The sequence below is a fragment of the Pseudaeromonas pectinilytica genome, assembly GCF_054780855.1.
The window spans coordinates 41,565-52,105 of sequence record NZ_BAAGVN010000012.1 but is presented as its reverse complement, the minus strand read 5'-3'; the positions used below and the strand labels follow the sequence as shown (position 1 = coordinate 52,105).

The 10,541-nt window shown below is 52.4% G+C and carries 7 protein-coding genes, 1 tRNA gene and 1 rRNA gene; 8 read left to right on the top strand and 1 reads right to left on the bottom strand.

The window, feature by feature from the left end:
• Window positions 1-168 precede the first annotated feature (168 nt).
• From ACYVG7_RS00995 to ACYVG7_RS00985, 3 genes are all read left to right on the top strand, one after another.
• Window positions 169-244 (top strand) — tRNA-Thr (locus ACYVG7_RS00995).
• Window positions 245-260: 16 nt separating this feature from the next.
• Window positions 261-375 (top strand): 5S ribosomal RNA (gene rrf / locus ACYVG7_RS00990).
• Window positions 376-533: 158 nt separating this feature from the next.
• On the top strand, window positions 534-1,259 hold the full coding sequence (locus tag ACYVG7_RS00985; RefSeq protein WP_460881388.1) for a heparan-alpha-glucosaminide N-acetyltransferase: 726 nt from the start codon (window positions 534-536) through the stop codon (window positions 1,257-1,259).
• Between the two features lie 47 nt (window positions 1,260-1,306).
• On the opposite strand, the gene ACYVG7_RS00980 is transcribed toward ACYVG7_RS00985, so the two are convergent.
• Window positions 1,307-3,217, bottom strand: coding sequence for a methyl-accepting chemotaxis protein (locus ACYVG7_RS00980; RefSeq protein WP_460881387.1), 1,911 nt, complete (start codon window positions 3,215-3,217; stop codon window positions 1,307-1,309).
• A 51-nt stretch (window positions 3,218-3,268) separates the two neighbouring features.
• Here ACYVG7_RS00980 and ACYVG7_RS00975 point away from each other — a divergent pair, with 51 nt between their 5' ends.
• The 5 genes from ACYVG7_RS00975 (at window position 3,269) to ACYVG7_RS00955 (ending at window position 10,538) form a co-directional block, all read left to right on the top strand.
• A complete protein-coding gene (locus tag ACYVG7_RS00975; RefSeq protein ID WP_460881386.1) occupies window positions 3,269-5,560 on the top strand; it encodes a patatin-like phospholipase family protein in 2,292 nt (763 codons plus the stop codon).
• A gap of 186 nt (window positions 5,561-5,746) precedes the next feature.
• Window positions 5,747-8,344: a bifunctional aconitate hydratase 2/2-methylisocitrate dehydratase gene (acnB, locus tag ACYVG7_RS00970; RefSeq protein WP_460881385.1), complete on the top strand. Its 2,598-nt coding sequence runs from the start codon at window positions 5,747-5,749 to the stop codon at window positions 8,342-8,344.
• Window positions 8,345-8,444: 100 nt separating this feature from the next.
• Entirely contained in the window at window positions 8,445-8,816 is a 372-nt protein-coding gene (locus ACYVG7_RS00965) for a YacL family protein (protein ID WP_460881384.1), read from the top strand.
• A gap of 214 nt (window positions 8,817-9,030) precedes the next feature.
• Window positions 9,031-9,369, top strand: a complete 339-nt coding sequence (locus ACYVG7_RS00960) for a P-II family nitrogen regulator (protein ID WP_460881383.1) — start codon at window positions 9,031-9,033, stop codon at window positions 9,367-9,369.
• Window positions 9,370-9,533: 164 nt separating this feature from the next.
• Entirely contained in the window at window positions 9,534-10,538 is a 1,005-nt protein-coding gene (locus tag ACYVG7_RS00955; protein WP_460881382.1) for a Fe(3+) ABC transporter substrate-binding protein, read from the top strand.
• Window positions 10,539-10,541 lie beyond the last annotated feature (3 nt).

The window sequence follows — 10,541 nt, the reverse complement described above, 5'->3', positions numbered from 1 at the left end:
CAGAAGTGAAACGCTGTAGCGCCGATGGTAGTGTGGCATTCGCCATGCGAGAGTAGGACACTGCCAGGCACCCAATTTGGTCGCAAGACCCGCATGCGAGAGTAGGAAATTACTTCGCAGGCAAACAATTTAGATATACGGTCAGACCGGATATCGCACGAGATACGTGCTGATATGGCTCAGTTGGTAGAGCGCACCCTTGGTAAGGGTGAGGTCCCCAGTTCGACTCTGGGTATCAGCACCAGTTTTAGAAAGTTTTATTTGACGGCCATAGCGCAATGGAACCACCTGTTCTCATGCCGAACACAGAAGTGAAACGTTGTAGCGCCGATGGTAGTGTGGCATTCGCCATGCGAGAGTAGGACACTGTCAAATACCCATTTAAGAGCCCCGCTGTTTTCAGCGGGGCTTTTTATTTGAGTGATTTTTGACTTTGATGTTGTTGTACCACAAATTTCATGTCTCAATCGACTATGTATTCGGGTGTGACATTAGGCCAATAGGGTACCTATAAGGTTTGATTAGGAGCAGGTATGGAGTCGCAGACGTTTCACCGTTGGCCCTGGCTGGATATGGTCCGTGGGCTTGCGATCCTGATGATGATCGCCTTTCACTTCTGTTTTGATCTCACTTACTGGCACTTGGCTGATTTTCAATTGTTAAGCGATTGGCGCTGGATGGCTTGGCGGAGCTGTATTGTTGGTTTGTTCCTATTCATCATGGGGATGAGCTTAGTCTTGGCTGCGGAGCACACGGCAGCGCACTTCTGGCAGCGACTGATACGGGTTGCTTGCTGTGCAGGGCTTATCTCTGTGGTCAGCTGGGTCATGTTTGCGGATCGATTCATTTACTTTGGCATTCTGCACTTCGTTGTCTTGGCTAGTTTGCTGGGGCAAGTCCTGCTACGACTGAACTTTTTAAGAAGTCGGTATTTTTGGTTACTACTAGCGCTGATCTGCCTCGGGACAGTCTGGTTACCTGGAGCTGAAGCGCTCGATCCTCGGACGCTGAATTGGCTGGGCATGGCGGCCCATAAGCCGCAAACTGAAGATTATGTACCGTTGTTGCCTTGGTTCGGGATTGTCTTGTTGGGCATGGCGCTTGCTCGTAGTCTGCAGCATAGTTCCTACCCTCAATGCAATGCTGATGTGCCGACGATCTGCCAACCTGCGGTGGTTCTAGGGCGTCATAGCCTGCTCATCTATATGCTGCATCAGCCCCTGCTGATGGTGCTGCTCTGGTGTTACTCTTCGCTTTAAAAAAATCAGGCCAGCAGTAAGCTGGCCTAATTCATCAATTTCTGATTCTAAAGGCGAAACTCACCGAGCAAGGTATCCAGTTGTTTGGCGAGCGCTCGTAGCGTTCGACTGGTATGCGTTAATTCCTCTGCAATGGCGGCGCTTTCCTGCGTCAAATTATTAATGTCATCGACATTGCGGTTGATTTCGCCGACGACACTGGATTGCTCCTCGGTCGCAGTTGCAATATGGATGTTCATGTCGTTGATTTGTTCGATGTGTTTGGCGATCCGGCTCAGCGCTTGCTCGGCAGCGCTGGCTTCGCTGACAACCTGGTGCGCGCGGATCTGACCATTTTCCATGGCCACCACAGCACGGCCTGACTCACCTTGCAGTCGATTGATTTTCTTTTGGATTTCTTCTGTGGCCTCGGCTGAACGGCGAGCCAGGGTTCGTACTTCATCAGCTACGACCGCAAATCCTCGGCCTTGTTCTCCGGCTCGAGCCGCTTCAATGGCCGCGTTCAAGGCCAGTAAGTTGGTTTGTTCCGAGATACTGCGGATGACTTCCAGAATCGAGCCGATACTCTGAGTGTGTTCAGCCAAGGTGCCAATCACAGTTCCGGCTTCCGCAATCTCGTCGGCCAGTGAGGAAACGGCTTGGCGGGTGCTGGCAACGACCTCTTGTCCGGTTGCGGATTCGGAGTTCGCTTCATTCGCGACGTCGGCCGCAATGGCGGCATTATTGGCAATCTCGGATACGGTTGCGCCCATTTCGTTGATGGCGGTTGCGACTTGGGTGGTACTGTCTTTCTGCGTCTGGCTATTGCGGAACGTGTCTTCGGCCTTATGCGCCAGCTCATTGGCGGATGTGGCCAATTGACGCGAGTTGTGAGCGACTTGGACCAGAGAGCCATGGATCTTGCCGATAAAGTTATTGAAGCCGCGGGCGACGCGCGCTAATTCATCGTGTCGGCTGGTATCCAGACGCTGTGTCAGGTCGCCGTCACCGGAGCCTAGTTTTTCAAACAGCTCTGCCAATTGCTGGATCGGGCGGCTGATACCTCCTGCCAGCCACAGAGCGAATATGCCCATGACTAACAGAGTGCCAAGTACCAGTAAAATGGTGAAGTACTGAGCCTGATGGAGCTGGGCATAGAGTTCAGATTCTGGCACCTGGGCTATGAGGTACCAATTCAGCGCGGGGATATAACTACTGGTGATAAACATGGGCTGACCATTCAGCGTTGCTCGAGCCAAGGTAAAGGATTGCTTGTTGAGCAGACTCTGGCCGTTGACTCCGAACTGATCCGTTAGCGTTTGCTGGTCAATCAGACTGGTATCTGGATGTAACTTGATCATGCCGTTGCCATCGGCCATGAAGACGAATCCGGTTTGCTCCAGGCGTTTACTGGCTAACTGGGCGATCATGCTATCGAGGGATTTTGATAATCCCGAGGCGACTCGACCATCCAGTTGTTTGTAATTGACAAATAGCTTCACCTCACCGTTTTGCTCACGAAAAATGCTGAGCATGTACGCATCGGCGGTCTGGTTATAGCTATAAAACCAACCATCTTGTTCCGGCGTTAGCAGACGTAAAAAGCCATTCTGGTTGTAATAAGCTGCACTCTTGCGATCCACAATCGAGGCATCAACCAGATCATACTGCTGACGCAGTTGTTGGAGTTTTTGAATCATCAGGGGCTCTAGTTCTTTGGGACGCTCCCCATTGAACCAGCTGGTAATTTGTGGATCGTTGGCCAGCTGACGCGAGGCGTTGGCCATGGTATCGAGATCTTTTTCTACGTCCTTGCGGATACTTTGTAACAGGGTCGGCAACTCCTGCTCAATCAGACGTTTTTCCATGATACCGCCGAGCAATGTCAGATTGAGCCCCCCGACGGCGAGAGCGGAAATCAGGACGGAGAGACAAACTCCAAGCAGGATCTTTTGTTTGATGGTCAATCTCGTTAGCATAGGTCCCTCAGTGGCTTAGGTGAGAATATCGTGAGTGTAGCGGCCGATAAAATGGCAAGGCAAAGACTGTTCTGCTTTTTCGGAATAGCATACGTTTGCGCGCTGTTTTTATGCGCCCCCCAACTACAAGCCGCCGTCCCTAAAGGCGGTGAGCGCCCTCGGATTGCCTTGGTCCTGAGTGGTGGTGGTGCCAAAGGTGCTGCTCATCTCGGGGTCTTGAAGGTTCTTGAGGAGATGCGGATCCCGGTCGACATCGTCCTGGGGACCAGTATGGGGGCTTATGTCGCCGGTATGTATGCCATGGGGTATTCGGCGGATGAAGTAACGACCAAAACGCTCTCGCTGGATTGGAGTAAAGGCTATCAAGATAAAGTCACGCGCCAGGATCTCTCGTTGCGAAAAAAGTCGCAGGCCGATGACTTTCAATTGCAAACCAATATAGGCCTCAGTGACGGTCAGGTTAAATTGCCTGAGGGTATGTATCAGGGGCAGGGGATGGCTTCACTGTTACGGGATGCAACCTCGAACCTACCGGCGTTACGAAGTTTTAATGAGCTGCCGATCCCTTATCGGGCGATCGCGACAAATTTGGAAACGGTGACGCCCGTGGTTTTGGATCACGGAAATCTGGCCGCTGTCATGCAGGCTTCCATGTCGATTCCTGGGGCTTTGAAGCCGATCGAAATTGATCACCAGCTGCTGGCGGATGGTGGCATTGTTAATAATTTACCGGTGGATATTGCGATCAAGATGGGGGCTCAGGTCATCATCGCCGTGGATATTTCCGATAAATTAAAGTCGAAAGATCAGTTGAACTCAGCGTTCGGATTGTTGGATCAATTGACCACCTATTTAACCCGTTCAGGTACAGAACATCAGCTCACGTTGTTGCGTGAACAAGACCTGCTATTAACACCGGAAGTCAGCCAGTTTTCCGTCTCGGATTTCGGTGTGATGGCGGAGATTGTCCAGCGCGGGGAGTCTTCCGCCGAAGGGATGCGTCCTCGCTTGCGCGCCTTGTCAGTTACCGAAGAGGAGTATGAGGAATATCGACAGGCCAAGCTGGATCGCCGTGCTCAGTTTGGTGGCCAGCCCGCTTACTATCTGGATAGAATCGTCATCCATAACAACTCCCGTCTCAGTGATGAGGTGATCAAGGGCATGCTGCAGGTGGAAACCGGCATGGTCCAGACCAGCGAGAATCTGGAGGCCGGCATCGAACGGATCAACGCGCTGGGTACGTTCGAGCGGGTAACCTACGAAATCGATGAGGAACAGGGGCAGAATGTGTTGGTGGTGAATGCCAACGAAAAAAGTTGGGGTCCTAATTATCTGGATTTCAATTTTGCTTTTGAAGACGATTTCAGCTCCCGTTCCAACTACTCCTATGGCGTGGCCTACACCTTGACCAATATTAATCAGCTGGGTGGGGAGTGGCGCAATGAAATGAGTCTGGGTAGCTGGAAGCATTTGCGCAGCGAATTTTATACCCCATTCGATACCGGCCAACAGTACTACTGGCAGTTCGGCGGTGGTTATGACAATGAAACCCGCGCCATCTATATGAATCAAGCCAAAGCGTTGTGGGGTGATGAGGATCTGGGTTCTTCCAATTTCGTTAATGTGGAAAATGGAACCTGGGGACTCGACACCGAGGTGGGGTGGAATCCGCAGCCCTGGAATCAATTCGCGCTGGGGATGCGTGGTGCCCGCTCCACGCTGGATGTGCAAGGGGTGGCGGCAGAGACCAAGGTCTATAGTTGGGGGCCTTATGCACGCTACAGTTATGACACGCTGGATAGCCGCTCTTTCCCCATGCAGGGCCATTATCTGACAGGGCAGCTGGATTATGTGCATAGCCAAGACGGAGATTCGACCGCCACGCTGCGGAGATGGGGTCTCGTCTCGGATATAGATTATTTGCATCCATTTACCTTGTCGGAACGGCAAAACCTGAACTTGCGTCTATCGGGTGGCAGTTCCGCCGTGAACGAGTTGCAGCCGATGTATTTGCAGGATTTGGGTGGGCTGTTCAACCTCTCCGGCTTTCAGCGGTATCAGCTGAATGGTCGATATAAACTGTTTGGCGCCTTCATCTACAGCTATCGACTACTGGATAACCATTTTGGCTCCTTTAAGTCGCCGGTTTATCTGGGATTCTCCGTAGAGCGGGGTAATGTCTGGAATGACAAGTCCGAGATCAATTGGGATGACATGCGGTCCGCTGGCAGTATCTACCTCGGCTCAGATACCTTTTTAGGTCCTATTTATCTGGCATATGGGCAAACGGATAGTGACGATGACTCTTTTTATCTGATGTTTGGGAATACCTTCGGTTTATAAGCCTTAGATATTCAGCGGGTTTATAGCGGTTATATTTTTCATTAAACCAGCAAATCTATATAGTTAGGGCCACGTTACCAGGCCCCACCGGCCGTCTCATGGATGATTGTCATTGTCAGAGACCTCGAACGCGGAGTGCGTGAGCGGTTGCGGGCAGACAACTTGAATAGATAAGAGGAATTCATCGTGCTAGAGAGCTATCGCCAACATGTTGCCGAGCGCGCCGTCCAAGGCGTTGCACCCAAGCCCCTGAATGCCGAGCAGGTTGCTGCTCTGGTCGATTTGATAAAAAATCCCCCTGCAGGTGAAGAGTCCCTGTTGCTGGATTTATTGGCTAATCGCATTCCGCCAGGCGTGGATGAAGCCGCCTACGTCAAGGCGGGCTTTCTGGCTGCCGTTACTAAAGGTGAAGCTGTCTCTCCAATACTGAGCGCCCAGTCTGCCGTCGAGCTGCTGGGTACCATGCAGGGCGGCTATAACATTCAGCCACTGATTGACTTGCTAGATGATGCGGTATTGGCTCCGATAGCTACCAAGGCGTTATCCCATACCCTGCTGTTGTTCGATTCTTTTCATGATGTGCAACATAAGCTGGAAGCCGGGAATAGCTATGCCAGACAAGTGATGGAGTCCTGGGCGAATGCCGAATGGTTTTTGTCTCGTCCCAAGCTGGCAGACAAAATTACCCTGACGGTGTTCAAGGTCAGTGGTGAAACCAACACCGATGATCTGTCACCAGCACAAGATGCCTGGTCGAGACCCGATATCCCTCTCCATGCCTTGGCTATGTTGAAAAACAGCCGTCCCGGGATTACTGCCGATCAGGAAGGGGTCGTTGGCCCAATCCAGACACTCGATGCGCTGAAAGCCAAGGGGTTCCCTTTGGTATACGTTGGCGACGTTGTGGGGACTGGCTCCTCGCGCAAGTCGGCCACTAACTCGGTGCTGTGGTTCATGGGCGATGATATCCCCAATGTACCGAACAAGCGTGCAGGTGGCTTCGTGCTGGGTGGCAAGATAGCGCCGATTTTCTTCAACACTATGGAAGATGCGGGAGCACTGCCCATCGAGCTGGATGTCAGCAAGATGAATACCGGCGATGTCATCGACATTTATACCTATGAAGGTAAGGTGACGGTGCATGGCAGCGATGAGGTGCTGGCTACTTTCGAGTTGAAGACCGAGGTGTTACTGGATGAAGTGCGCGCAGGCGGCCGGATCCCGCTCATCGTGGGTCGTGGTCTGACCGACAAGGCTCGAGACATGTTAGGCCTGCCATTTTCTGAAGTATTTAAGCGTTCACAACCGGTAGCGGATTCTGGCAAGGGGTATACCTTGGCTCAGAAAATGGTCGGTAAGGCTTGTGGCGTCGATGGTATTCGTCCTGGCACTTATTGCGAGCCGAAGATGACCACGGTTGGATCTCAAGATACCACCGGGCCCATGACTCGGGATGAACTCAAGGATCTGGCATGCCTAGGTTTCTCTGCCGATCTGGTGATGCAGTCCTTCTGTCACACTGCGGCTTATCCAAAGCCGGTTGATGTGCAAACCCACCATACTCTGCCCGATTTCATCATGAATCGCGGCGGTGTTGCTCTGCGTCCAGGGGACGGCGTGATCCACAGCTGGCTCAACCGGATGCTGTTGCCGGATACCGTGGGTACCGGTGGTGATTCGCATACCCGTTTCCCGATTGGTGTCTCCTTCCCTGCTGGATCGGGTCTGGTTGCCTTTGCCGCCGCGACCGGTGTGATGCCGCTGGATATGCCGGAGTCGGTGCTGGTTCGCTTCAAGGGAACCATGCAACCGGGGATCACGCTACGAGATCTGGTGCATGCCATTCCCTATCAGGCTATCCAGATGGGACTTCTTACCGTCGAGAAGGCCGGTAAAAAGAATATATTCTCCGGTCGGATCCTCGAGATCGAAGGTTTGCCGGAGTTGAAGGTGGAACAAGCCTTCGAGTTGGCCGATGCCAGTGCCGAGCGTTCAGCGGCTGGCTGTACCATCAAATTGGATGAGGCGCCGATCGCCGAATATCTCAACTCCAACATTGTCATGCTCAAATGGATGCTGGCAGAGGGATATGGGGATGTTCGCACCATCACGCGCCGGATCAAGGCGATGGAGGCCTGGTTGGCCAAACCGGAGCTGATGCAGGCCGATGCTGATGCCGAATACGCCGCGATCATCGAGATTGATCTGGATAGCATCAAGGAGCCGATCCTCTGTGCGCCCAATGATCCGGATGATGCCCGTTTGCTCTCCAGCGTGGCCGGTGACCGTATCGATGAGGTGTTTATTGGTTCTTGCATGACCAATATCGGTCATTTCCGGGCGGCCGGTAAGCTGTTAAACCAGTTCAAAGGCCAGCTGACGACTCGTCTATGGATCGCACCGCCGACCAAGATGGACAAAGATCAACTGACCGAGGAGGGCTATTACGGCATCTTCGGTCGTGTGGGCGCGCGTATTGAAATCCCGGGATGTTCGCTCTGTATGGGCAACCAGGCGCGTGTCGCCGATGGTGCTTCTGTGGTTTCCACGTCAACGCGCAACTTCCCGAACCGGTTGGGTCAGGGAGCGAATGTTTATCTGGCATCCGCGGAGCTAGCTGCCGTGGCGGCCATCCTGGGTCGGATCCCGAGCGTCGAGGAATACCAGGGTTACGCTCGCGAACTGGATACCTTGGCCAGTGATGTTTATCGTTACCTGAACTTTAACCAGATTGCCAGTTACACCGCGAAGGCCGACCAGGTCATTCTGCAAGTTCCGGTGTGATAGATGCTGATCGGCAGGAACGGGGCGCACGATGCGCCCCGTTTTTTTATGATATGCCCTTCTGGCGCTAGAATGAGAAGAGCAAGCTGAGGGGGCTACGATGGATTATGAATTTACCAAACAGGCGGATGGGCGTTTGCGCGTCAAATTGGCCATGGGACACGAGGCGTTTGGTCATTGGTTGAATGATGCGATCGCCACGAACCTGACGCTGTTGGCCGATGTTTTGCGTGATGTTGAACGAGTCCAGCAGGGTGAGGTTGAGATGCTGACCTTGCATAGCGCCGGGTATACCTTGCAATTGGGGGATGGTGAAGCCGAGATCTCGGCCAATGTGGTGCAATTTGAATTTGGCGATGAGTTGGAGCCAGATATGGCCTATTACGATGATGAACAGATGTCGGGCTGTGGACTGGAAGATTTTCAACGCTTGTTATTGGCGTGGCAGGATTTTGTCCAATCTGAGTCCTAAGCTGAGCTGTGGTTTGGGATGATTTTATGCTGCACCAAATTGGCGCCCAGTTCGGTGACATCCCGAACTGGGCTGCACCAATTGTAATGGAAGATGGCTGGTTAATTTGATTTTCTATATTTATCTATATGAATAATATGGATTTTATTATTGTGGCATAGACATTGAATTAGTTTGTTAAACCCAATATCAACCAGGGAGTGGGAGACAAGGTATGAAGCTTATCAGCGCAATTATTAAACCATTTAAGCTGGATGACGTGCGTGAGGCGGTAGCGGCTCTGGGCGTTGACGGTATGACAGTATCTGAAGTGAAAGGTTTTGGCCGTCAAAAGGGTCACACCGAACTTTATCGTGGTGCCGAGTATCAAGTTGATTTTCTGCCAAAAGTGAAGCTGGAAATTGCCAGCGTCAGCGAGAATGTCGAGAGTATCATCGAGGCAATCTGCAAGGCGGCATACACCGGCAAGATCGGTGATGGCAAAATCTTCGTGTATGACCTGGCCCATGTGGTACGTATCCGTACCGGTGAAGTCGACGACGAAGCCATCTAGCGGTCTCGGGTGTTGACTCCGTTCGGAGGGCACCCGCAATTTCATGATGTATTGAGCTGTACTTGAGACCCTTAGGGGTCTTTTTTATTTCTATTGAAACAATAAATGCGAATGACTATCATCAGCGTGAATTTTTTTGATTTACGTCAAGGGATGGTGGGTTTATGGGTTGGCGGCATCTGGTCAGTTTATCTCTATTGTTGGTTTTTCAGACGCAGGCGGCTGAAGAGGTCAATGTCTATTCGGCGCGTCAGGCGCATTTGATTGAACCTATCGTGCGGCAATTTACTGAGCAAAGCGGTATCAAGGTCAATCTGGTTTACGCCGAAGATGGACTGGCCGAACGACTGAAGCGCGAGGGGCGGTTAACGCCCGCCGATCTGGTTTTGACGGTGGATATTAGCCGTCTGATGGAGCTGGTTGATGCGGATCTGGTGCAACCTGTCCGTAGCCCGTCTCTGGAGCAAGCAATTCCGGCTCAGTATCGGGATCCAGAAGGCAAGTGGTTTGCCCTTACCACTCGCGTCCGTGGCATTTACAGCAGCAAAGAGCGTTTGGGGCAGTTGAGCTCCATTCGCTACGAAGACTTGGCGGATTCCAAGTACAAGGGACGCATCTGCACCCGGAGTGGCAAGCATCAGTACAATGTGGCGCTGGTTGCTTCCATGCTGGCTCACCAGGGTGAAGCCAAGACCCGTCAGTGGTTAGAGGGTGTTAAGGCGAATCTGGCACGCAAGCCTCAGGGGAACGATCGGGATCAGGTAAAAGCGATCAAGGAGGGGGTCTGCGATCTTTCTCTCGGCAACAGTTATTACTACGGCAACATGCTGGAGGATGCCAATCAGAAGAGTTGGGCTGAGGCTGTCTATCTTAACTTCCCTAATCAGGCTGACCGAGGCGCGCACGTTAATGTCAGTGGCGTGGTCATGACCAAGTATGCCAAGCACCCAGAGGCCGCTCAACGCCTGATGGAGTACTTGGTCGGGGATCAGGCGCAGCAACTCTACGCCGAGCTGAACAAAGAGTATCCGGTCAAGTCTGGGGTGGCTCTGTCGCCGTTAGTGGCTTCTTGGGGGCAATACCGTGCGGATGATTTGTCTCTGGTGACGATCGCCAAGCACAGAACCCAGGCGATGAAGTTGTTGGATGAGGTGAAGTTCGATCTCTAATCG

Bases quoted from the DNA above. Each gene is read 5' to 3' on its own strand.
- ACYVG7_RS00985 (WP_460881388.1), top strand. From the start codon at position 534: ATGGAGTCGCAGACGTTTCACCGTTGGCCCTGGCTGGATATGGTCCGT.
- ACYVG7_RS00980 (WP_460881387.1), bottom strand. From the start codon at position 3,217: ATGCTAACGAGATTGACCATCAAACAAAAGATCCTGCTTGGAGTTTGT.
- ACYVG7_RS00975 (WP_460881386.1), top strand. From the start codon at position 3,269: ATGGCAAGGCAAAGACTGTTCTGCTTTTTCGGAATAGCATACGTTTGC.
- ACYVG7_RS00965 (WP_460881384.1), top strand. From the start codon at position 8,445: ATGGATTATGAATTTACCAAACAGGCGGATGGGCGTTTGCGCGTCAAA.
- ACYVG7_RS00960 (WP_460881383.1), top strand. From the start codon at position 9,031: ATGAAGCTTATCAGCGCAATTATTAAACCATTTAAGCTGGATGACGTG.
- ACYVG7_RS00955 (WP_460881382.1), top strand. From the start codon at position 9,534: ATGGGTTGGCGGCATCTGGTCAGTTTATCTCTATTGTTGGTTTTTCAG.